Source organism: Streptomyces sp. Edi2 (assembly GCF_040253635.1).
Lineage (GTDB): Bacteria > Actinomycetota > Actinomycetes > Streptomycetales > Streptomycetaceae > Streptomyces.
Genome location: NZ_JBEJGX010000003.1, coordinates 5,607,956 through 5,629,020, shown reverse-complemented (window position 1 = coordinate 5,629,020; position 21,065 = coordinate 5,607,956). Strand labels below are relative to the sequence as shown.

20 protein-coding genes and 1 pseudogene are annotated in these 21,065 nt (G+C 71.2%); 5 read left to right on the top strand and 16 right to left on the bottom strand.

All coding sequences use genetic code 11. The annotated features are described in order from the left end of the window. Positions 1-119: 119 nt before the first annotated feature. A complete protein-coding gene (locus tag ABR737_RS28195) occupies positions 120-1,094 on the top strand; it encodes a quinone oxidoreductase family protein (RefSeq protein ID WP_350253264.1) in 975 nt (324 codons plus the stop codon). A 646-nt stretch (positions 1,095-1,740) separates the two neighbouring features. Here ABR737_RS28195 and ABR737_RS28190 read toward each other — a convergent pair. From ABR737_RS28190 to ABR737_RS28165, 6 genes are read right to left on the bottom strand one after another with little or no spacing between them, the layout of a single operon-like run. Continuing rightward, on the bottom strand, positions 1,741-2,733 hold the full coding sequence (locus ABR737_RS28190) for an ABC transporter substrate-binding protein (RefSeq protein ID WP_350253263.1): 993 nt from the start codon (positions 2,731-2,733) through the stop codon (positions 1,741-1,743). 2 nt (positions 2,734-2,735) lie between these two features. Continuing rightward, the gene (locus ABR737_RS28185) at positions 2,736-4,733 is read right to left on the bottom strand and encodes an ABC transporter permease (RefSeq protein ID WP_350253261.1); all 1,998 of its coding nucleotides are present in this window, start codon (positions 4,731-4,733) and stop codon (positions 2,736-2,738) included. After that, a complete protein-coding gene (locus tag ABR737_RS28180) occupies positions 4,730-4,900 on the bottom strand; it encodes a hypothetical protein (RefSeq protein ID WP_350253260.1) in 171 nt (56 codons plus the stop codon). The genes ABR737_RS28185 and ABR737_RS28180 overlap by 4 nt, the downstream gene beginning before the upstream one ends. Next, on the bottom strand, positions 4,900-6,027 hold the full coding sequence (locus ABR737_RS28175; RefSeq protein WP_350253259.1) for a quaternary amine ABC transporter ATP-binding protein: 1,128 nt from the start codon (positions 6,025-6,027) through the stop codon (positions 4,900-4,902). The genes ABR737_RS28180 and ABR737_RS28175 overlap by 1 nt, the downstream gene beginning before the upstream one ends. Then, a complete protein-coding gene (locus tag ABR737_RS28170; RefSeq protein WP_350253258.1) occupies positions 6,027-7,568 on the bottom strand; it encodes a GMC family oxidoreductase in 1,542 nt (513 codons plus the stop codon). Before ABR737_RS28170 ends, ABR737_RS28175 begins: the two co-directional genes overlap by 1 nt. 59 nt (positions 7,569-7,627) lie before the next feature. After that, a complete protein-coding gene (locus ABR737_RS28165) occupies positions 7,628-9,136 on the bottom strand; it encodes an aldehyde dehydrogenase family protein (protein WP_350253256.1) in 1,509 nt (502 codons plus the stop codon). A gap of 213 nt (positions 9,137-9,349) precedes the next feature. On the opposite strand from ABR737_RS28165, the gene ABR737_RS28160 reads away from it, so the two are divergent. The 3 genes from ABR737_RS28160 (at position 9,350) to ABR737_RS28150 (ending at position 11,161) form a co-directional block, all read left to right on the top strand. Then, on the top strand, positions 9,350-10,180 hold the full coding sequence (locus ABR737_RS28160) for a hypothetical protein (protein WP_350253255.1): 831 nt from the start codon (positions 9,350-9,352) through the stop codon (positions 10,178-10,180). Between the two features lie 136 nt (positions 10,181-10,316). Continuing rightward, positions 10,317-10,871: a Uma2 family endonuclease gene (locus ABR737_RS28155; protein WP_502964517.1), complete on the top strand. Its 555-nt coding sequence runs from the start codon at positions 10,317-10,319 to the stop codon at positions 10,869-10,871. An 80-nt stretch (positions 10,872-10,951) separates the two neighbouring features. Beyond that, complete coding sequence (locus tag ABR737_RS28150; protein ID WP_164992965.1) at positions 10,952-11,161, top strand: DUF5988 family protein; 210 nt, start codon at positions 10,952-10,954, stop codon at positions 11,159-11,161. Positions 11,162-11,195: 34 nt separating this feature from the next. Here ABR737_RS28150 and ABR737_RS28145 read toward each other — a convergent pair whose 3' ends face one another. From ABR737_RS28145 to ABR737_RS43990, 6 genes and pseudogenes are all read right to left on the bottom strand, one after another. Next, the gene (locus ABR737_RS28145; protein ID WP_350253251.1) at positions 11,196-12,179 is read right to left on the bottom strand and encodes a serine/threonine kinase C-terminal domain-containing protein; all 984 of its coding nucleotides are present in this window, start codon (positions 12,177-12,179) and stop codon (positions 11,196-11,198) included. A gap of 2 nt (positions 12,180-12,181) precedes the next feature. Further along, positions 12,182-12,556: a hypothetical protein gene (locus tag ABR737_RS28140; protein WP_350253250.1), complete on the bottom strand. Its 375-nt coding sequence runs from the start codon at positions 12,554-12,556 to the stop codon at positions 12,182-12,184. Beyond that, positions 12,543-14,393, bottom strand: a complete 1,851-nt coding sequence (locus ABR737_RS28135) for an AbeC-like domain-containing protein (protein ID WP_350253248.1) — start codon at positions 14,391-14,393, stop codon at positions 12,543-12,545. Before ABR737_RS28135 ends, ABR737_RS28140 begins: the two co-directional genes overlap by 14 nt. A 147-nt stretch (positions 14,394-14,540) precedes the next feature. Beyond that, positions 14,541-14,723 carry a DUF397 domain-containing protein gene (locus ABR737_RS28130; protein ID WP_350253247.1) on the bottom strand — a complete coding sequence of 61 codons (183 nt, stop codon included), beginning with the start codon at positions 14,721-14,723 and terminating at the stop codon, positions 14,541-14,543. Next, positions 14,641-15,387: a DUF5753 domain-containing protein gene (locus ABR737_RS28125; RefSeq protein ID WP_502964516.1), complete on the bottom strand. Its 747-nt coding sequence runs from the start codon at positions 15,385-15,387 to the stop codon at positions 14,641-14,643. The genes ABR737_RS28130 and ABR737_RS28125 overlap by 83 nt, the downstream gene beginning before the upstream one ends. 39 nt (positions 15,388-15,426) lie before the next feature. Beyond that, positions 15,427-15,558, bottom strand: a pseudogene (locus ABR737_RS43990) (helix-turn-helix domain-containing protein); the annotation flags it as partial. 39 nt (positions 15,559-15,597) lie between these two features. Here ABR737_RS43990 and ABR737_RS28120 point away from each other — a divergent pair. Continuing rightward, complete coding sequence (locus tag ABR737_RS28120; protein ID WP_350253244.1) at positions 15,598-15,927, top strand: hypothetical protein; 330 nt, start codon at positions 15,598-15,600, stop codon at positions 15,925-15,927. 125 nt (positions 15,928-16,052) lie between these two features. Here ABR737_RS28120 and ABR737_RS28115 read toward each other — a convergent pair whose 3' ends face one another. The 4 genes from ABR737_RS28115 to ABR737_RS28100 form a co-directional block, all read right to left on the bottom strand. Next, a complete protein-coding gene (locus ABR737_RS28115; protein ID WP_129294595.1) occupies positions 16,053-17,045 on the bottom strand; it encodes a malate dehydrogenase in 993 nt (330 codons plus the stop codon). Between the two features lie 545 nt (positions 17,046-17,590). Next, positions 17,591-18,778 carry a helix-turn-helix domain-containing protein gene (locus tag ABR737_RS28110; protein ID WP_350253242.1) on the bottom strand — a complete coding sequence of 396 codons (1,188 nt, stop codon included), beginning with the start codon at positions 18,776-18,778 and terminating at the stop codon, positions 17,591-17,593. A gap of 240 nt (positions 18,779-19,018) precedes the next feature. After that, complete coding sequence (locus tag ABR737_RS28105) at positions 19,019-19,993, bottom strand: helix-turn-helix domain-containing protein (protein ID WP_350253240.1); 975 nt, start codon at positions 19,991-19,993, stop codon at positions 19,019-19,021. Continuing rightward, positions 19,990-20,904, bottom strand: a complete 915-nt coding sequence (locus ABR737_RS28100; RefSeq protein WP_350253239.1) for a helix-turn-helix domain-containing protein — start codon at positions 20,902-20,904, stop codon at positions 19,990-19,992. Before ABR737_RS28100 ends, ABR737_RS28105 begins: the two co-directional genes overlap by 4 nt. Positions 20,905-21,065: the final 161 nt, after the last annotated feature.

Genomic DNA, 21,065 nt, shown 5'->3' with positions numbered 1-21,065 from the left:
GGCCCTCTGAGAGCGGCCGCCTGCCCCCTGGGTCCGGCCCCCTTGCGGAGTGTTCGATTCAGATCATACAGTCGGAGTGTTCGCTTTCTATTGAACACTCGTGAGGGGCGTGTGCGGTCATGCGTGCGGTGGAGTTCCAGGAGTACGGCGGTCCCGAGGTCCTGAGGGTCGTGGAGACCGGCGTCCCCGAGCCGGGGCCCGGGGAGGTGAGCATCGATGTCGCCTACACCGGGGTGAACTTCGCCGACCTCAAGGCCCGCGCCGAGGGCTACCGCGTACCGTTCCTGCCCTTCCGGCCGGGCCTGGAAGTCTCCGGGCGCATCCGCGCGGTCGGCACGGGCGTCGACGGGCTCCGGGCGGGGCAGGAGGTCGCTGCGCTCACGGACGGCGGCGCGTACGCCGAGACCGTGGTCGCCACCGCGGCGAGCGTGTTCCCGCTGCCGCAGGGGATGAGCCTGCGCACCGCGGCCACCTTGCCGACGGTGCTGCCCACCGCGCACGCCCTGGTGCACGAGGTGGGCCGGCTGCGGGCCGGCGAGACCGTGCTGGTGCAGGGCGCGGCGGGCGGCATCGGCACGGTGGCCGGCCAGTTGGCGAAGGCGGCCGGGGCGGGTGCCGTCCACGGCGTCGTCTCGGATGCCTCGAAGGCGGAGCACGCCCGCTCCTACGGCTACGACGAGGTCTTCGTCGGCCCGGACTTCCCCGAGGAGGTGCGGCGCGCCACGGGCGGACGGGGCGTCGATCTCGCCCTGGACCCCGTCGGCGGTGACACCTTCCGGCGCAGCCTGGACGCACTTGCGGTCTTCGGCCGCCTGGTGTCGTTCGGGAATGCGAGTTCCGCCGAGCCGTGGCAGGTGGGCCAGCCCGAGCTCTACCCCCTGGGGCGCTCGGTCGCGGGGTTCTCCATCCTGTCGCTGGCCCGGACGGCGCCGGAGGCGCTGCGCGCACTGGCCGGGCGGGCCTTCGGTGCGGTCGCCGAAGGGGGCGTGGAACTCCCCGTGACGGCGGAGTTCCCGCTCGCCGAGGCTGCCGGGGCGCACCGGCTCCTCGGCAGCCGCAAGAGCACCGGGAAGCTGCTGTTGCGGGTGGGGTGACACGAGAGGGGACACCCCCTTAGCGCCCGGCGCCCCGCCCCCAGCGCCCCGGAGCCCCGGCGCCCCGGTCACCCGGCCTCCGCCCGCGCAGCGGACGGGCCTCCTACCGCCGCGCAGACCTCCTACCGCCGCGCCGCCGGTCTCGGGTTCCGATATGCGGAGGGGTGTGGTCTGCCGGCAGCTCCGTAGCGGTACTCCTGGAGCTGTTCTGCTGTCGGGTACCACTGTTTGTCGCAACGGCAGCACCACCAGCGCCAGTTGTCCCAGTCGGTGTCGGTGTGCGTGGTGTCCTTCCACAGCACGTCGTCACAGTCGGGCGTGGGGCAGATCGGCGAGAGCGGCATGGCGGGCCTTTCGTCGGTGACGGCTGCCCAGCCTTCTGCGCCTGCCGCCGCGCCGCGCGGCGGTTCGCCGCCCGCCACCCGAACGGGTAAGGAGTAAGGCCCCCGCGACACCCGAACGGGTAGGGGCCCGTCGGCACCCGGCAGAGGCAGCGGGGAGCGCCAGAGAGCACCAGAGAACACCGGGAAGCACCGGGAAGCACCGGAGAGCACCGGCCCGAAACGCCCTCGCGGGCAGTCGCACACACCGTGCGACTGCCCGCGAGATCCGCTGTTCCTTTGTGGCGGCTATGCCCTTGTAGCGGTTACTTCTTGGGCAGCCACTTCTTCCAGACGTCCGGGTGCTTGTCCACCCAGCGCTTGGCCGCCTCGTCGGCGGACAGACCGCTCGAGGCAATGGACTCGGAGACCTCGTTCTGGTCGTCCTTGGTCCACTTGAAGTTCTTCAGGAACGCCGCGGCACTGCCGCCCTTCTTGGCGAACTCCGTGTTGAAGAACTTCTGCAGCGGGGTGGTCGGATAGGCGCAGTCGATGGACTTGGGGTCCTTGGCGCCCTTGGCCGCGCAGGCGTCGGTGTACTTGGGCAGCTTGACCTCTTCCATCGGCACCTGGTTGAAGAGCCACTGCGGCTCGTACCAGTACGTCAGGAAGGGCTTCTTCTGCTTGGCGAACTGCTGGATCTGGGTGATCTGCGCCGCCTCGGAGCCCGCGAAGACGACCTCGTAATTCAGCTTGAGGTTCTTCACCAGCGCCTTGTCGTTGGTGACGTAGGACGGCGAACCGTCCATCAGCTGGCCCTTGTTGCCGCTCTCCGACGTACGGAGCTGCTTGGCGAACTTGTTGAGGTTCTTCCAGTTCTTGACCTCGGGGTGCTTGTCGGCCCAGTACTTGGGGACGAACCAGCCGATGTGGCCGGTGACGCCGTTGCCGCCGCCCGCGGTGATCGTCTTCTTGTCCTTGACGTACCGCTTCTCCTGGTCGGGGTGGCCCCAGTCCTCCAGGATCGCGTCGACCCGGCCCTGGCTGAGGGCGTCCCAGGCAGGGATCTCGTCCACCTGGACGGTGTCGACGTGGTAGCCCATCTTGTGCTCGAGCAGGTACTTGGCGACCGCGACATTGGACTGGGCGCCGACCCAGGTCTGCACCGAGAGGGTGACCGACTTGGAACCCTTGGCCGCCGCGAACGGCGAGGTCTGCTTGGTCATGTCGGCCTTGCCACAGGAGGACAAGGAGACGGAGAGGACCGCCGTGCCGGCCAGTGCGGCCGCCCCGATGATCATGGTGCGCTTACGGGACATGGTCAGGCTCCCTTCCCCGTCGTGCGGCGTTCCGTGGGCTGGGTGACCCGGTCGAGCATCAGGCCCAGGCACACGATGGCCACACCCGCGACCAGGCCGAGGCCCAGGTCTCCGGTGGCGAGGCCGGTGACGACGTCGTAGCCGAGGGCACCCCCGCCGACCAGGCCGCCGATGATGACGACGGCGAGGACCATGACCACACCCTGGTTCACGGCCAGCAGCAGCGAGGGCCGGGCCAGGGGCAGCTGGACCTGGCGGAGGATCTGCCAGCGGGTGGCGCCCAGCGAGCGGGCGGACTCCATGGCGGAGGGATCCACCTGGCGCAGGCCCTGGGTGGTGATGCGGATGACGGCCGGCAGGGCGTAGACCACGGCAGCGGCGGCGGCCGGGGCGCGGCCCACGGCGAAGAGCGCGACGACCGGGATCAGGTACACGAACTGCGGCATGGTCTGCATGACGTCCAGGACCGGGCGCAGGATCGCTTCGAAGCGCTTGCTGCCCGCCGCCAGGATGCCGACGCCGAAGCCCAGCACCAGGGTCACCGCCAGGGCGGCGATGACCTGGGAGAGGGTGTTCATCGACGGCTTCCAGACGCCCAGCACACCGATGGCGGCCATCGCGAGGACGGCGGTCAGGGCGGTGCGCCAGGTGCCGATGACCCAGGCCAGCGCGGCGACGATGAGCAGCGTGCCGTACCAGGGCAGCGCGGTCAGGCCGTCCCGCAGCGGGTTGAGGACCCAGTCGGTGAAGTGCGCGGCCCAGTCGGCGGTGCCGCCGACGACGGGGACACCGGAGTAGAGGTGATCGACCATCCACTCCTTGAAGTCGTTGACGGGACGGGCCAGGTCAACGGCCCAGGCGTCCGGCCAGATCAGGGAGCCGGACAGCCGGCCGACGAGGGCGAGGACGGCAGTGACCGCCGCGACGCCCGTCCAGGCCTGCCAGCCACGCAGCCACTTCGGGCCGGTGGCCGCGGCGCCGGCGCCGAGACGTTCACCGGCCGCCGCCGTGGTGCGGTCCATGACGATGGCCAGCAGCACGATCGGGATGGCGGCGGAGAGCGCGGCGCCGACGTCGACCGAGGCGAGCGCCTGGTAGACGCGGTCACCGAGGCCGGCGGCGCCGATCATCGAGGCGATCACGACCATGCCGAGCGCCATCATGATCGTCTGGTTGACGCCGAGGAGGAGTTCCTTACGGGCCAGCGGCAGCCGGGCGGTCAGCAGCCGCTGCCGTCCGGTGGCGCCGAGCGAGGAGACCGCCTCCAGGACGCCGGGGTCGGCGCCGCGCAGGCCGAGTGCGGTCAGCCGGGCCATCGGCGGAGCCGCGTAGATGACGGTGGCCAGCAGCGCGGCGGGGACACCGATGCCGAAGACCAGCACGACGGGGAGGAGGTAGGCGAAGGCAGGCAGCACCTGCATGGTGTCCAGGACCGGACGGAGGATCCTGAACAGGCGCTCGGAGAGGCCGGCCGCCAGGCCCAGCAGGGCGCCGACCGCGACCGAGACGACGACCGCCACGACCATCAGCGCGAATGTCTGCATGGTGGGGACCCACATGCCGAGCAGGCCGCTGACCAGGAAGGAGATCAGGGCGGTGGCGGCGATGCGCGGGCCGGCCACCCGCCAGGCGAGCAGCGTGACGCCGGCCGTGACGCCGGTCCAGCCGAGCGCGAGCAGCAGCAGGTAGACGGCGCGTACCGAGATCACCACGGCGTTGCTGAGGTGACCGAGGAAGTAGACGAACAGCCAGTGGCTGTCGCGGTTGTCGATGATCCAGTCGCTGGTCTTGCCGAGCGGGCCGGAGACGTCGACGGTCAGCGACGACGGCCAGGCGGCGCCGTACTTGGCCTGCAGCAGCGGGACGAGGACCGCCGCGGCGAGCACGAGCAGCAGGAGCTTGCTCAGGGCGCGCATCTGCAGTACGGCCCGCAGGGGGCCGGGCCGTACGGCGTCGCTCAGCGGGCGCGTCGCAAGGGGAGGCGTGGAGAAGAAGCTCATGCTCGCCCCCGCTTCACGGTGCCGGTGGGCATGTTCAGGGCGGCGCAGCGCTGGGCCTCACGCCAGTGGCGCAGCAGGGTGGCGCGCAGCCGGGTCCGCGGCGTGGCCGCGGGAGCTCTGGAACCGACGGCGCGCACGGCGCCGCGGTGGGTGGTGGCGGCGTACATCAGGCGGCCACCTCATCCTGCCGGGGGCCCTCGTCGACGCGGGCGACCACGCTCAGCAGGCAGGCGTGGTCGACGATGCCCAGGCAGCGGCCGTCGTCGACGACGCGGGCGGCGCCGCCGGAGCGGACGACGGCCTCGATGGCGTCCGAGATCAGGGTGTCGGGGGCCAGCGCCGGGCCCTGGTCGGCCTCGCCGTCCTCCGCCGGGCGCATCGCGCGGCGCACCGTCAGCACCTGCTCGCGCGGGACGTCGCGGACGAAGTCGCGGACGTAGTCGTCGGCCGGGGAACCGACGATCTCCTCGGGGGTGCCGAGCTGGACGATCTCGCCGTCGCGCATCAGGGCGATCCGGTCGCCCAGGCGCAGCGCCTCGCTCAGGTCGTGGGTGATGAAGACCATCGTCCGGCCCTCCTCGCGGTGCAGGCGGATGACTTCTTCCTGCATGTCGCGGCGGATGAGCGGGTCGAGCGCGCTGAAGGGCTCGTCGAAGAGCAGGACCTCGGGGTCGACGGCGAGCGCGCGGGCCAGGCCGACGCGCTGCTGCTGGCCGCCGGAGAGCTGGCCGGGGCGGCGCTTCTCCATCCCGGCCAGGCCGACCTTGTCGACCACCTCGTTGGCCTTCTCGCGGCGCTCCGCCTTGCCCATGCCCTGGATCTCCAGGCCGTAGGCGACGTTGTCGATGACGGTGCGGTGCGGCAGCAGGCCGAAGTGCTGGAAGACCATGGCGGCGCGGCGGCGGCGCAGCTCGCGCAGCGCGGTGCGGTCCATGGCGCGGACGTCCTCGCCGTCCATCTCCAGGTCACCGCTGGTCGGCTCGATCAGCCGGGTCAGACACCGCACGAGGGTGGACTTGCCGGAGCCGGACAGGCCCATGACGACGAAGACCTCGCCCTTGTGGACGTCGAAGGAGACGTCGCGGACGGCGGCCACACAGCCGGTCCGGTCCCGCAGCTCCTGGACGTTCAGTTTGGCGACCGAGGTGTCCTCGGGTATGCGCTCGGCTTTGGGGCCGAAGACCTTCCAGAGGTGACGGACGGAGAAGACGACCTCACGGCCGTCCGCGTCGGAGGCGGACTCGGGAGTGCGGGCGTTGGGTATCTCGGATGCGCCGGCGGCGGTGGTAGCCATCACGCATCACCTCCTTGGGTCGGAGCCTTCTGAAGCAGTTCGGCGCACTTCTCCCCCACCATGAGCACGCCCAGCATCGGGTTGACGGCGGGCATCGTCGGGAAGACGGAGGCGTCGGCGATACGGATGCCGGCCAGCCCGCGGATCTTCAACTCGGGGTCGACCACGGCCAGCCGGTCGTCGGCGGCGCCCATCTTGCAGGTGCCGGCCGGGTGGTAGACGGTGTGGGCCGCCTTGCGCACCAGCTCGCTGATCTCCGCGTCGTCGGTGACCTCGGGGCCGGGGAAGACCTCGCGCTTGAGCCACTTCTTGAACGGCTCGGCCTGGGCGACCTTGCGGGCCAGCTTGATGCCGTCGACGAGGGTCCGGCCGTCGTAGTCGCCCTCGTCCTCGAAGTACTTGAAGTCGAGGGCGGGCTTGACCTCGGGGTCGGCGGAGGTGAGGTAGAGCCGTCCGCGGGAGCGGGACTTGGGGATGTTCGGCGTCATCGACACGCCGTGCTCGGGGCGCTCGTAGCCCAGCCGCTCGGGGTTGTCGGTGAACGGGATTTGGTAGAAGTGGAACATCAGGTCGGGGCCCTTGTGCTCCGGGTCCCGCTTGACGAACAGACCCGCGTCGGAGTCCATCGCGGAGTTGCCCGGGATCGGTCCGTTCGTCTCCCAGACGATCACCGACTCGGGGTGGTCGATCAGGTTCTCGCCGACGCCCGGCAGGTCGAGCACGCAGGGCAGACCCAGCGCTTCCAGGTCCCCCCGCGGCCCGATGCCGGAGTGCATCAGCAGCCGCGGGGTGTCGACGGCGCCGGCGCACACCAGCACCTCGCGGGCGGCCTCGACGTAGACCTCCTCGCCGTCCTTCGTGCGGACGTGGACGCCCTTGGCGGTGGTGCCGTCCAGCTCCAGCTTGTGCGCCCAGGTCTCCAGCATCAGCGTGAGGTTCGGGCGGTCGCCGGCCTCGATGTGCGGGTGGAGGTAGGCGACGGACGCGGAGGAGCGCTTGTTGTTCTCCGGGTGGTAGGAGAGGTCGAAGAAGCCGACGCCCTCGTCGAAGGGCCGGTCGTTGAAGCCGACGACCTCGGGGACGCCGAGGGCCGTCTTGGTGGCCTCGATCCAGTCGCTGGCGATCTCGTTCTGGTCCTTCTTGGCCACCCGCACGATGTTGTTGCGCAGCTTGCCGAAGTAGGGGTCCATCTGCGCGGCGTTCCAGCCGGTGGCGCCCGCGGCCTCCCACTCGTCCCAGTCGGACGGCAGCGGCTTGAAGGAGATCAGGGTGTTGTGCGAGGAGCACCCGCCGAGGACCTTGGCGCGGCTGTGCAGGATGTGCGAGTTGCCGCGCGGCTGCTCGGTGGTCGTGTACTCGTAGTCCAGGTCGCCACCGAGCAGGCCGAGCCACTTGCGCAGCGTCAGGACGTCCTCGCGGTCGATGTCGGTCGGACCGCCCTCGATGACGGCGACGGTGACGTCCGGGTCCTCGGTGAGGCGGGAGGCGATGACGGAACCGGCGGTGCCGCCGCCGACAACGACATAGTCATACACAGGCATTGGGGGTGCTCCTTCTTACAACGTGCGTGGTGCGGGTGGTGCTGTGACGGGGCGGGGTGTCAGCCCGCGAACCAGCGCACCGGCTCCGGCCGGAGGTTTTCGTAAATGTGCTTGCTCTCGCGGTACTCGTCCAGACCTGCGGGGCCCAATTCCCTGCCTATGCCGGACTTGCCGAAGCCGCCCCACTCCGCCTGCGGGAGGTAGGGGTGGTAGTCGTTGATCCAGATCGTGCCGTGCCGCAGCCGGGCGGCGACCCGGCGGGCGCGCGCGGTGTCGCCGGAGAACACCGCGCCGGCCAGGCCGTACTCGGTGTCGTTGGCGAGCGCCACGGCCTCGTCCTCGGTGGTGAAGGTCTCGACCGTCAGGATCGGCCCGAAGGTCTCCTCGCGGATCACCTTCATCTCGCGGTGGCAGCCGTCGAGCACGGTCGGCGCGTAGAAGTAGCCGGTGGCCGGGCGGACGTCGGACGGCTCGGGCCGGGCGCCGCCGCAGCGCAGCTGGGCACCCTCGGCGAGCGCGGAGGCGACGTACGCCTCGACCTTGTCGAGCTGCTGCTGGGAGACGACCGGGCCGCACTCGACGCCGTCCTCGGTGCCCCGGCCGAGCTTGATCTTCTCGGCGCGGCGGGCGAGCTCGGCGACGAAGCGGTCGCGCACCGACTCCTCGATGATCAGCCGGGCACCGGCCGAGCAGACCTGGCCGCTGTGGATGAAGGCGGCGTTCAGCGCCTGGTCGACGGCGGTGTCGAAGCCCTCGTCGGTGGCGCAGGCGTCGGCGAACACCACGTTGGGGTTCTTGCCGCCCAGCTCCAGCGCGATCTTCTTGGCGCCGGAGACCGCGGCCGCGCCCGCCTTCGTGCCGCTGACCAGGCCACCGGTGAAGGAGAACAGGTCGACGTCCGGGTGCTCGGCCAGCCGCTGGCCGACCGGCAGGCCCGCGCCGGTGACGAGGTTGGCGACCCCGGCCGGTAGCCCGGCCTCGACCAGCAGCTTGATCAGGTGCACGGTCGACAGCGGAGTGACCTCGCTGGGCTTGATCACAAAAGTGTTGCCGGCCGCGAGGGCCGGCGCGATCTTCCAACTTGCCTGCAGCAGGGGGTAGTTCCACGGCGTGATGAGCGCGCAGACACCGACCGGCTCGTGCACGACGATGCTGTGCACATCGGGCGATCCGGCGTCGACGACCCGGCCGCCGCTCTCGTTCATCACCAGGTCGGCGAAGTAGCGGAAGGCGTTGGTGACGTCGTCGACGTCGACCCGGCCCTCTTCCAGCGTCTTGCCGGTGTCCCGGCTCTCGATGAGGGCGATCTCCTCACGGTCGCGCTGCAGCAGGTCGGCGACCCGGCGCAGCAGCGCGGAACGTTCGGCGACGGCCGTACAGGGCCAGGCGCCCGCGCCGTTATCGAAGGCCCGGCGGGCGGCCGCGACCGCCGCGTCGGCGTCCTCGGCACTCCCCTCGGACACCAGCTGGAGCGTCGTCGCGTCGGCGGGGTCGAGGACCTCCCGCGTTTCGCCGGCTGCGGCCGGGAGCCACACCCCGTCTACGTGAATGGTCTCGATTGACGACACGTCGTTCTGCCTTCCAGTTACCGTTCTTGTTCCCACTGGTGCAACCACTGGCGTCACCAGCAACGGGGACCCCTCCCCTGAAGCCGCGTATCTATGCCCAAACATTCATGGAAAGTGACTCGACTCACTGAATGTGCGGCGGAATGTCCCGGAACGTACCCTGAATAGCCGTATGTACCTGGCGGATGTTCCCTCGGGACCGGAGGTACCGAGATGACCAGCAGACGGCGTGCCGCCTCTGTCACCGCGGCTCTGACCTGCAGCGTGACCCTGCTAGCCGGAATCACCTGCACCACGGCCGCAGCGGCGGCCGATACCTCGGACGGCGGCGAAGGCGATCTCGCAAACAAATCGGCCCAGCAGATCGCCGATGACGCCCTCCAGCAATTGGTCGGCGCGCAATCCCTGCGGTTGCGCACACAGACCAGTGCTGATCCCACCAAACTCGACCTCACCCTCGACCGCGCCGGTAACTGCACCGGCGCCATCAGTAAGGGCGAGTCCGGCAGCGTCGAACTCATCAAGCGCGGAAAGCAGGTCTGGATGAAGCCGGACGCGGCCTTCTGGAAGGGCCAGCTGCCCGGCAAATCGGGCGAGGAAGCCGCGGCGAAGTACGAGAACACGTTCCTGCACGGCACGACGAAGAATTCGTTCCTGCGGAACCTGTCCGCCGCCTGCGACCTCAAGGCATTCCAGAAATCGGCCTCGACCCCGGAAAAGCCCTCGTCCGGCCACGGCAGCACCCCCTCACACGCGCCCTCACACGCGCCCTCGGTCTCCCTCACCAAGGGCCGGCCGACCACCGAGGAGGGCACCCGCGTCCTGCCCGTCATCAAGAAGGCCAAGGGAGCCGTGCAGACCCTCTACGTGGCCATCGACGGCAAGCACTACCCCCGCAAACTCACCGCCGAGCTCGACCACCGCTCCGGCGTCATCCTGCTCAGCAACTACGACACCCCCGTCTCCACCAAGACCCCCGCCCCCGGCGACACGGCCGATATCTCCGTACTGGAGAAGCGGCTGAAGGATTCGCAGGGGGCGTGACCCGACCCTCTCCCTGCCGCGTGCGCGGTACGTAACCGTTCGTACATACGTATCGTTGAACCGTGCGGCTGCCCGCGCCCGCGCGGCAGTGGGGAGGAGCGGCACGGTGACCATCGAACTGACCGACAGGACCGAGATGGCCGAGAGCGGCGAGCTGGACGACCTGTTCGAGCGGCTGGAGCAGATGCACATCCCCGAGGGCTACAAGGTGGAGATCGTCGAGGGGAACGTGCACATGGCGCCGCAGCGGGACGTCCATTGGCAGACCATCCGCAGGATCGTGCGGGCGCTGGAGGACCGCTTCGGGATCGACGCCCCGGTCACCTCCGATGTACGGATCGACTTCCCCGGCAAGTTGAACGGCTTTGCCCCGGACGTCGCCAAGTTCGCCGACGATGCCGAGAAGGACGAGCTGGGCCGCTGGCGCTACCAGGATGTCGAGTTCATCGCCGAAGTCATCTCCCAGGGCACCGCGGCGAATGACTACGGCCCGAAGAAGAAGGCCTACGCCGCCGCCGGAGTCCCCGTCTATGTGATCGTCGACCCTTATCTCGGCTGCTGCCACGTCTTCACCCGCCCGCAGGGCGACGACTACATGATCGACGTCACCCTCAAATACGGCGAGCCCATCGATCTGACCGGCAGCTTCGCCGACCTCACCCTTTCCACCCAGGAATTCCCCCGCGACTGACCCCGGTGACCGCCCGGCGTCGTCACCCGGGCTGCCGAACCGGAGGGGCCGGGGGCGGCGGGGCGGACGACAATGCAGGCATGGCTGACACAGCGGCGAAAGCGGTGCTCGAAGGCGGCCCCGAAGAGCTTCCCGAGCGGATCGTGCCGGTCGATCCTCCCGGGGCCGAGCTGAAGATCCCGTTCCGGAACGGCTATGAACACTTCCGGGCCACCAGCCGGCAGAAGCACACCGCCGAGGGGGCCCTGCCCGTCTACGAGTGGTGGGAGCGGACGGAGCTGCCCGGGTAGTCCCCGCCCCCGGCCCGGCGGGCGGGCGCAGCGCTCAGCGGCCGGGGACGAAGCTCCGCAGGATGTTCTGCTGGGTTTCCTCCTGCTCCGGCCAGTCGGCCTCGGGGCCCAGGACCAGTACGGCGAACTGGCGGCCGTCGGCGGCGGTGAAGGCACAGTCGACGACCTTGACCCGCTCCCCCAGACGCTCGCTGTCATAGGCATAGACCAGTTGGGCGGCGTCGACGCCCGGTCCCGGGTACCCCAGTGGTTCGAGGCTTATTTCCTTGTAGCCGGGGTTGCCGGACAGCCCCCGCGACGCCGTCTCCAGCGCCTCGTACGGGGTGGTGTCCGGCTCGTTGACCTCGAAGATCTGCAACAGTCCGCGGTCGTCCGGAGCGGTGTAGAACACCCCCGTCCTGCGTTCGCTGCGCTTCCAGGTGCCGGGGACGGCCAGGGTGAAGCCCTTCTCGTCGTGGACGAGGCGGTAGCCGTCGGGCAGCTCGGTGGAGAGGGGGGTGGGGGTCTTGGTGCCGTCCGTGGCACCGGAGGATTCACCGGAGGGCGGGGCGGAGGCCGTGTTCTGCGAGGCGGTGGCCTTGGTGCGGGCCGCCGGGCGGGCGGTGGCCGGGTCGTCGCCGGTGTGGCCCCAGATCAGATAGCCGCCGCCGGCCGCCGCCGCGATCACGGCCACCGCCGCACCGGCGACCAGAGCCGTGCGGTGCCGGAACCCGGGGGCGGGCTCGGCGACCGGCGCAGGGGCGTAGAGCGAGTCGGGGGCGAAGAGCGGTTCGGGGTCGTAGGCGGGGGCGGCGAGCGGGTCGGTGACGGGCGAGGGGACGCTACCCGCCGGTGCCCCGCCCGTCGCAGTCCCGCCTGCCGGTGCCCCGCCCGTCGCTGCCCCGCCCACCGACGGCGTGGCCGACGGCGTGAAGGACGGCCGGGGCGGCATCGGGCCCGTGTAGGGCGCGGGAGCCGGGGTGCCCTTCTCCCAGCTCTGGGTCTCGTCGTTCCAGCGGGCCTGCCCGCCGCGCTTCATCGTCAGCCTCCCACCAGGGCCGCGACCGCCTGGCTCACCGCGGTACCGGAGGCCAGCAGCCCCACCACGGCCCCGGCGTCCGCAAGCGCCGCACGCAGCCGGGCCAGCCGGCCGGGGCCCGCCGCGCCGGTGTCCGCGATCTCCGTTTCGGTTTCGGCGAGTTCCCCGCTCAGGGCCGTGATCTGCGGGCTCTCCACCGCCCGGGACAGATCGTCGCGCAGTGCGCGGACGGCGCGCAGCAGTTCCTCCTGCGCCGGGTCCCCCGCGGGCACGGCCGCGCCTTCGTTATGGGTCACCGTGTTGTGGTTGCCGATGGCGAAGGCACCCCGGACGCTGCCGATGTGGATGCCGTTGCCGCGCTCGTCAGCCGTTGCCACGCTGGGCACTTCCCTTCGTCTCGGCGCCGCGCCGGGTGGTGGAGTGGTGGGTGATGGTGTTGTGGTCGCCGATGCCGACGGCGCCCTGTGCGGACTCGACGTAGACGCCGCCCTCGGCGACATGCACGATCCGCTGCTCGAACTCGTCGGTCTGGTAGCCGGCCTCGCGCAGTGCCGTGGTCACCCCGGCCGCCACCCGCTGCTGAATGGTCTTCAGATAGCGGGCCACATCCATGTCCTGGAACAGCGAGGACTCCCCGAAGGAGCCCAGCTCGCGTACGGAGGCGCCGGGGCCCTCGGGCAGCGCCGCGCCGTGCCCCCCGACGGCCAGCCGCCAGACCGACAGCAGTCCGCGCAGCAGGGTGGCGAGGGCGTGTCCGGCGGAGCTGGGCGTGCGGGTCAGCGCCCACACGACCTTGCCGAAGTGGTGGTGGTGACGGTACTGGTGGGCGATCCGGTCGGCGTCCTGGAAGAGCTGCCGCAGCGGCCACAGCACATGCGGCGCGACCTCCAGCATCAGCATCCCGCCCTGGGTGTGCACCCGGACGAACAGCGTGGTGACAACGCCCTCGTTCCAGCCGCCGACCCGGATGCGCAGGAAGTGCCGGCGGGTCTCGCCGCCCTCCTCCACCGCCCGCGCACGGTGCTGCTCGAACCCCTCCGGCGTGTACGGCGCCGCCTCGCGGGCCGGCAGCCCCTCGGCCGGCAGGAACACGCACTCGTCGATCTCCAGCGCGCGCAGCCGGTCGCGTACCGCGGCCGCCACCTGGGGCGAACCGTGCGGCGACGGCACCCGCAGCGCCGCCACCAGCGGCACGATCCGGGCCAGGATGGCGCCGTTGTCCAGCGGTTCGGCCTCCCGGTCCGTCCGGGGGCTCAGCTCCACCGACAGCGACCAGGTCTTGTACGGGTAGCCGGCGCCGCAGAACGGGTCGGCGGCCCGGTACATCACCAGCGGCCCGTGCTGCTCGATCCGCACCCGGTCCCGCAGCCGCTGGAAACGGTGGCCCTCGGCCCGTTCGGCGGGGTCGGACATGACGTCCGGGAAGCGCTCCCGGGACAGCTCGCCCGCCAGCACCCGGGCGAACTGCCCGCGTTGCAGCGCAACCAGCGCGGCCACGGCCAGCGGCAGCAGCAGCGCGACCCACACCGCGAACAGGATGCCGCCCAGTGCGCCGGCACTGCCGTACGCGCCGCCGTACGCACTGCCGAGGCCGCCGTCGTAGAAGGCGCCGGATGCGCCCGAGCCGCCACTCGTCAGGGAGCGCAGCCCGTCCGGAAGCAGCTCCGAGAACGGCCACCCCGCGCCGATGATGCCGATCCCGGCGCCGAACGCCGTCACCAGCAGCGACACATAGAGCAAGGCGAGCGTCAGCCGGCCGTACCAGCGCAGGACGAAGGAGAGGAAGCGGGCCGCCCACTGCGGGACCGGCGCCCGGCGGACCACACGGCCCAGCGCCATGAGGACGACGGGGATGAGGTAGAGCGCCGCGAGACCGGAGGTCAGCGGAAGGGCCACGATCCACACCAGCAGAATCGCCGCCGCCCAGCCCAGTTGGAGCCGTCTGGCGCGCAGCGCGTGGGCGAGGACGCGGGCGGCGTCGATGCCCAGGGAGGGCGCGGCGAACCGCTCCTCGTGGACGTACAGCTCGTCGATGACCGCGTCACGGAAGGTGTCGTCCATGTACGTACCGGCGCACAGCAGCCGGGTGGCCTCACTGGCGCCCGGCGGGACCGGGGGGAGCTGCGCCGGCGGCGGAGTGCCGTCGGCCCCCTTCCGCAACCCCTGCGGACCGCCGGGTTCACCGGGCTGCGCAGGCACATCTGACCGAGTCATCGGCTTCCCCCATCACCACACCAACGAGTCATCACCGCACGACTGTTGGGCAGCAGGGCTGCCGGTTCCGTCCGCGGCGGTACAGAAGCCGCAGCATAGGGGAACGGAGCACTCCGTGTCAGCGCGATAACCGAAGGTCGCCGCGGGTCAGACGGCCGCGGGGAACTCCCCGTCCTTGAGGGCCGCGACGAAGGACGACCAGCCACCCGTAGGGAAGACCAGTACGGGGCCGTGCGGGTCCTTGCTGTCACGAACGGGGACGGCGTCGGGGATACCGGGGGCTATTTCGATGCAGTTGCCGCCGTTGTTGTCGCTGTGGCTGCTCTTCATCCAAGGGAGCGACACTTCGAGGCAGTTGCCGCCGTCGTCGTGGCTGTAGCTGCTCTTGACCCATATCGGTGTGCTCAGCTGGTGCTTGTTCATGGTCCCCGTACCTTTCCATGAAGTAGCCGATCAGAGCGGCGGATTCTGGGGCTGACAGAGCATCCGCCCTGAGCACATCATAGGTCTGGCTGTGGCGGGCGAAGGCGGCCGGATCATCGTGGAAATGGCCACGCTCCAGCGACTCCGAGTAGAGCCAGCACTCCCCGTCGGGCAACGTGATCAGGGCCATGGAGGCTTTGGGGCGCCGAACCTCGGCACGGTCAGCCGGGGCCACCTGAACGCGGATGTTGGCGTACTGCCCGACCCTCAGCAAGTGCGCGCACTGGCCGCGCATGGCTGCCGGACTCCCCACGACATTGCGCAGGCAGCTCTCATCCAGAACGACCACGTACAACGGGCCGTTGACCGCCAGGAAGCGCTGCTGTCGGCTCAGTCGCGCCCAGACTCGCTCCTCCACGACTTCAGCCCTCGTGGTGCGGCGACTGAACAGCGCGTGGACGTACTCAGGAGTCTGCAAGAGACCCGGAATCACCTGCTCTTGATAAGCCCGCAGCGCCACCGCCTCGGCATCCATCTCCGCCCGACGCTCGAACCAGTCCGGATGCTGCACCTCGGGGTACCAGTCGATCCGCCCCCATAACCGCAGCAGCACCCCGCCCGTCTGCAGCAGTTCGTCGCACTGCCTGGCGAAGGATTCCTGCGGTACGCGCGTGCCCGCCTCCACGCGGGCCACCTGCGAACGGTCGCACGGGATCTTGTTCGCCAACTCCTCCTGCGTGAACCGCCTTCTCGCGCAACCAACCTCTGGGAGTCATTGAGCATGAGTGACGACCGGGATGCCGTCCCCGCGAACCTGCCGGGGCTGCGCCTGCTGCCGTGGGAGGGCGAGGGCGGGAAGCCCTGCTTCTTGTCGGCGGACGGGACGGACGGGACCGGGGGTGTGCTGTCCCGGCTGGCCGATGAGATCGAGGCGGAGCAGCTGTGTGACGGTGCCGATGTCCTCAAGGGCGCGGTGGCCGTACTGGACGACGGCAGGGCCGGGGAGCATGCGCTGCGGCTGGCGCTGCGGGCGACCACGCAGGCCTTCGGCAATGTGCTGCGGGTCGCCGACAGCCGGGGCGCGCGGCTGCCCGCGGCGGCGGAGGGATGACCGGGCCCCAGTGATCAAGTCCGTATGACCGGCCCACCACATGACCGAGCCCGCACGGCCGTTGCAGGCCGTACGGGCTCGTCGGTGCTGCGGCGTTGCCCGGGTGGGGCGGCCGCGGCGTGGGGTCAGCCGAGGAGGCCGAGACCGCGGACGGCCTCGCGCTCCTCCGCCAGCTCCTGCACGGACGCGTCGATGCGCTCGCGGGAGAAGTCGTTGACCTCCAGGCCCTGGACGATCTCGTACTTGCCGTCCTTGGTGGTGACGGGGAAGGAGGAGATCAGGCCCTCCGGGACGCCGTAGGAGCCGTCCGAGGGGATGCCCATCGAGGTCCAGTCGCCGGCGGCGGTGCCGTTGACCCAGGTGTGGACGTGGTCGATGGCGGCGTTGGCGGCGGAGGCGGCGGAGGACGCGCCACGGGCCTCGATGATCGCCGCACCGCGCTTGGCGACGGTCGGGATGAAGTCCTCGGCCAGCCACTTCTGGTCGTTCACGACCTCGGCGGCGTTCTTGCCCGCGACCTCGGCGTGGAAGATGTCCGGGTACTGGGTGGCGGAGTGGTTGCCCCAGATCGTCAGCTTGCGGATCTCGGAGACCGGCGTGCCGGTCTTCTTCGAGAGCTGCGACAGCGCGCGGTTGTGGTCCAGGCGGGTCATCGCGGTGAAGCGCTCGCGCGGTACGTCCGGCGCGGCGGCCTGGGCGATCAGGGCGTTGGTGTTGGCGGGGTTGCCGACGACCAGAACCTTGATGTCGTCCGCGGCGTGGTCGTTGATGGCCTTGCCCTGCGGCTTGAAGATGCCGCCGTTGGCCTCCAGGAGGTCGCCGCGCTCCATGCCCTTCGTACGGGGGCGGGCGCCGACGAGCAGTGCGACGTTCGCACCGTCGAAGGCCACGTTCGGGTCGTCCGAGATGTCGATGCCCTGCAGCAGCGGGAAGGCGCAGTCGTCCAGCTCCATGGCGGTGCCCTCGGCGGCCTTCAGACCCTGTGGGATCTCCAGAAGGCGCAGCTTGACCGGCACGTCCGCGCCGAGCAGATGACCGGAAGCGATGCGGAAGAGGAGTGCGTAACCGATCTGGCCGGCGGCGCCGGTGACGGTGACATTGACGGGAGTGCGGGTCATGGCGATCTCCTGCGCGGTGTTTTTCCGGGGGCAAGCCCCTGGACCACCATGGGTGGCGGTGGGTGTCCCTGCCCAGCTATCCGGGTCTCTTGGTATCGAGAGACCCGGCCGTCAGGCTATCGGACCCCCGCCCGGTGCAAGCGACGGGCCGGTGTGGAACACCTCACCGGGTGCTTCCGGGGCGCCCGTACGGCTGCCGTACGACTGGCCGTAGGGCTGCCCGTACAGCTACCCGTACGGCTGCCCCTAGGGGCTCGCTCACCCGGCGCGGTGGGTGCTCCGCGCGGGTTCCGCAGGAAGGGGGCGGCGGCCGCCCGCTCAAGAGGGGGGAGTGCGGGCGACCGCCAGGTTGTGCCACACCCGTGGGGGGGTAACCGTCGTCTGCCCGAGATCCCGGAGGGCATGCCCCCTGAATTTCGGACAGCTTCCGGGGAGGGTGATCCCGGGCGGGAAGCGGGGCGGGCGGGCCGGTGTCCTGCCGGTCGCCCGGCCCGCTTCCCAGCGGGTATGGCCGGCGGGACCCGTCGGCCATACCCGGCGGTTGCCTAGCGGACCGTCTGGGTGGCCCCGGTGGCCTGCCCGGCTGGCCTGGCCGAAACCGGACGGGCGCAGCTCTTGGCACCCGCCATGGTCGTCTGGCAGGCCGCGACCTTCGCCGGGTCCCCGGACACCGCGACCATCGGGGTGTACGCGTCGCCGCCCCGCTCGGCCTGCGCCGTGGCGCTGTGGCCGCCGGCGCTGATGGTGGCCTGGTCGCCCTTGGCCGCACGGCTGATCCGCGCCCAGGCGGTATGGCAGACCGAGCTGTAACGGACCTCGATCACCGAACGCCCCGCCAGACCGCGGGACGGGGTGGTCGCATGCGTCCCGCCGCAGCCCATCTTCTCCGGGTCCTTGCCCACACAGCCCTCGCCGGTGCAGTGCACTCCGGCCGGAAGGTCCGGCTTTGCGCTCGGCTCGGTCGAGGTCGAGGGGGCGGCCGCCGGCTTCGTGGACGGTCCGTCGGCCGGCTTCAGCAGGAGTACGGCGGCACCGGCCACCAGCAGCGCGCCGACCGCACCGGCGACGAACACGGCCGTCCGGCCGCGGCGGGCGCGCTGTTTGGCGGGCGCGGCAGGTGAGGCGGCCGGCGCCGGGGAGTGGCCCGCTGCCGCCGCCATCTGCTCGGCGGGAAAGTCGGCGCTCGACGGGAGGTCCAGGCGCGGCTGTTGCGGCCACTGCACCGTCAGCGGCTCCGTCAGCGGCCCGGCCGCCTGCGACGGCTTCGCACCCTTGGCCTGTGCCGCCCCGGCTTCCTTCGCCGCCCCGGCTTCCTTCGCGGCCTTGGCGCTCTTTGCGACCTTGGTGGCCTTTGCGGGCTTCGTCGCCGGCGCGGCCTGGGCCGGCTCCGTGCCGAACTCGCCCAGGGCGGCGCGCGCCTGGGCCACGCTGATCGCTTCCATGGTGACGTCCTGCCGCATCTCCGCCCGGCTCCAGGCCCGTTCGGCCAGGTCCCACAGCGTGGTGAGATGCGCCGGTTGCGCGCCGGTCACCTCGGCGAGCGCGACCACCGCGCGCAGCGGCGGCAGCAGCCGCCCGTTGAGATACCGCTCCCAGGACGTCTTGCTGTAGCCCGTACGGTCCGCGACGGCGGCCACACTCAGCCCGCTGCGGTCCACGAGCCTGCGCAGCTGACCGGTGAACTCCGCTACCTGCGGATCGAGTTCTTCCGGAAGCGCCTTCCAGCGAGGCATTGCCTCCCCCTATCCCCCCGCTTACGTGCGACAGCGGCTCCCCCGGCCCGCCCTCCTTGCTCCCCGCACGGATGCCCCCGGTCAGGACGGCAGTTCACGTGCGCGGGCGCACAGAAGCGTCCGGGCACAGGTCACCCACCCGTACACCCCGTGGCCCCCGCAGTGTCGCATTTCGACCGGACTCTGCACGAGTTCCGTACGTTTACTGACAAGAACAGCCCGCGCAATCCCCTCAGGGCCCTACGGTGCGAAGCATTCCCCTGCCCCGCCGCCCGCCGGATAGAGACACAGACGGATGCCTTCGGGTCCGCGGGCCGCCGCCATCGGCGTGACGAGATACCCCTCGGCGTCGAACCGGTCCACCACCCGTACCGACCGCGGCCGCGCCCCCGGCACCGAGACCTCCAGACGGTCCCCGACCCGGCCGTTGCGGAGCCGTCCCCAGGCCGCGCCGCAAGCCTTGCCGTAACGGATCTGCACATGCTCCCCGCGGGCGGCGGTGCGCTCCACGGGCGTCACCACCAGCTCGGGGAGTTCGCAGTACATCGACTCCGGATCCTTGCCGTCACACGCCCTCGCCCGGCACCCGGTCGCCTCGGAGGGCACGGGCGCGGCACCTTTCCCCGGGCCGGTCCCCACACCCCCCGCTCCCCCCGCTCCCACCCCGAAGACCAGCGCCGCCGCCCCGACCGCCACCAGGCCGACACAGGCGCCGGCCACTACGGCCACTACGGCCACTACGCGCTGCGGCAGCCACGGGGACGGCGCACCGGCCGCGGGGCTTGCCGGGGCCGGGGCCTGTGACGTGCGCCGGTCCGGTGACATGCCGCGGTCCGGGTCAGCGCCCCGGCGCCGCGCCGCGCTCCCGGCTCCGTCCTGCCCACTCCCTGCTCCGTCCGGCCCGCTCTCGGCCCCGTCCGGTCCCCTCCCGGACCCGTCCGGCCGGCCGCGTCCGCTCCAGGCCGCATCCGCCAGCTCCCACAGCGCCACGAGCCCTCCGGACGGCTCCCCTGCCAGCAGGCACAGCGCCTCGACCGCGCCCCGCGGCGGCAGCTTCTTCGCGTTGAGATAGCGCTCCCAGGACGACTTGCTGTAGGGCGTCCGCTCGGCAAGACCGGCCAAGGTGAGCCCCGTACGGGCCCTCAACTCCCGCATGCGTACGGCCAGTCGGGAGCCCTCCACGCCTTCCCCCGGTTCGCCGCCGGGCCCGCTCACCGGCGCAGCGCCTTCCACGTGTCGGGCCCCACGATCCCGTCCGTGGGCAGCCCGGACCGGGCCTGCAGACGCTTGACGGCACGCAGGGTCCTCCCGCCGACGATGCCGTCCACCACGCCCGGGTCCTCGCCCTGGCGGTGCAGCAGACACTGCGCCTCGACGACGTCCCAGCCGGTCGCGCCGCGGTCCAGGATCGCCGTGTCGGTGTGGCTGTGCCCGGCGTACAGGGCACCTGCCCGGCGCTGCACGGAGCAGGCGAAGACCTCCCCCGGCCGGTGGGTGAAGGTCGGTGCGGCACCGGTCCCGCTGACGGCCGGCACGACGTCCGCACCACTACTGCCTATCCCGGAGGCGTCCTCCCAGAGACGGCCGACCAGCAGCACCGCACCGGCCATGACGAGCACGGCCAGGACCCCCAGCGCCAGCGGCCCGAGCGGCACTTGGCGACCGGCCGGGGCCGCGACGGGTACGGCCGGTGGGGCGAGTGCGGCCGATGCGGCGGGTGCGGCCGGTACGGCGGTGGCAGCAGGTTCAGCAGATGCAGCAGGTACAGCGGGCACAGCGGATACGGCTGCCTCGTCCCGCTCCCCCCCTGCCTCCGCCCCTGCCTCCAACCCTGTTCCCGCCTCCGCCTGCGGCCGTTCCGCGTGCCAGGCCTGGGCGGCGACCTCGTGCAGTGCCAGCAGCCGGGTCGCATCGGCCTCGCAGATACGCGCCAGCGCCTCCACCGCATCCCGCGGCGGCAGCTTCTTGCCGTTGAGATAGCGCTCCCAGGACGACTTGCTGTACGAGGTCCTGGCGGCGAGCGCGGCCAGACTCAGCCCGCTGTGGTCCTTCAGTCTCCGTAACTGGACGATCAGGTACCGCACCCGGTGGTCCAGCGATTCGGGCAGCCCTTTCCAACGCGACATGTTCCACCCCATACGCGTTCGTTCTCCCCCGAGGCCATGAGCCCCCTGTGCCGCCGATGATGGCGCGGACACCACCACCGTTCCCACTTTTCACACTTTCCACGCGCTGTCCGGACCGCCCCGCCGCCGCCTTCGCCGTCCCACCGTGGCGTCCACTCCGA

Bases quoted from the DNA above. Each gene is read 5' to 3' on its own strand.
- ABR737_RS28120 (WP_350253244.1), top strand. From the start codon at position 15,598: ATGAGTGACGACCGGGATGCCGTCCCCGCGAACCTGCCGGGGCTGCGC.
- ABR737_RS28110 (WP_350253242.1), bottom strand. From the start codon at position 18,778: ATGCCTCGCTGGAAGGCGCTTCCGGAAGAACTCGATCCGCAGGTAGCG.
- ABR737_RS28170 (WP_350253258.1), bottom strand. From the start codon at position 7,568: ATGCCTGTGTATGACTATGTCGTTGTCGGCGGCGGCACCGCCGGTTCC.
- ABR737_RS28180 (WP_350253260.1), bottom strand. From the start codon at position 4,900: ATGTACGCCGCCACCACCCACCGCGGCGCCGTGCGCGCCGTCGGTTCC.
- ABR737_RS28185 (WP_350253261.1), bottom strand. From the start codon at position 4,733: ATGAGCTTCTTCTCCACGCCTCCCCTTGCGACGCGCCCGCTGAGCGAC.
- ABR737_RS28175 (WP_350253259.1), bottom strand. From the start codon at position 6,027: ATGGCTACCACCGCCGCCGGCGCATCCGAGATACCCAACGCCCGCACT.
- ABR737_RS28145 (WP_350253251.1), bottom strand. From the start codon at position 12,179: ATGAAGCGCGGCGGGCAGGCCCGCTGGAACGACGAGACCCAGAGCTGG.
- ABR737_RS28115 (WP_129294595.1), bottom strand. From the start codon at position 17,045: ATGACCCGCACTCCCGTCAATGTCACCGTCACCGGCGCCGCCGGCCAG.
- ABR737_RS28155 (WP_502964517.1), top strand. From the start codon at position 10,317: ATGGCCGAGAGCGGCGAGCTGGACGACCTGTTCGAGCGGCTGGAGCAG.
- ABR737_RS28100 (WP_350253239.1), bottom strand. From the start codon at position 20,904: ATGTCGCGTTGGAAAGGGCTGCCCGAATCGCTGGACCACCGGGTGCGG.
- ABR737_RS28190 (WP_350253263.1), bottom strand. From the start codon at position 2,733: ATGTCCCGTAAGCGCACCATGATCATCGGGGCGGCCGCACTGGCCGGC.
- ABR737_RS28135 (WP_350253248.1), bottom strand. From the start codon at position 14,393: ATGACTCGGTCAGATGTGCCTGCGCAGCCCGGTGAACCCGGCGGTCCG.
- ABR737_RS28195 (WP_350253264.1), top strand. From the start codon at position 120: ATGCGTGCGGTGGAGTTCCAGGAGTACGGCGGTCCCGAGGTCCTGAGG.
- ABR737_RS28160 (WP_350253255.1), top strand. From the start codon at position 9,350: ATGACCAGCAGACGGCGTGCCGCCTCTGTCACCGCGGCTCTGACCTGC.
- ABR737_RS28150 (WP_164992965.1), top strand. From the start codon at position 10,952: ATGGCTGACACAGCGGCGAAAGCGGTGCTCGAAGGCGGCCCCGAAGAG.
- ABR737_RS28130 (WP_350253247.1), bottom strand. From the start codon at position 14,723: ATGAAGAGCAGCCACAGCGACAACAACGGCGGCAACTGCATCGAAATA.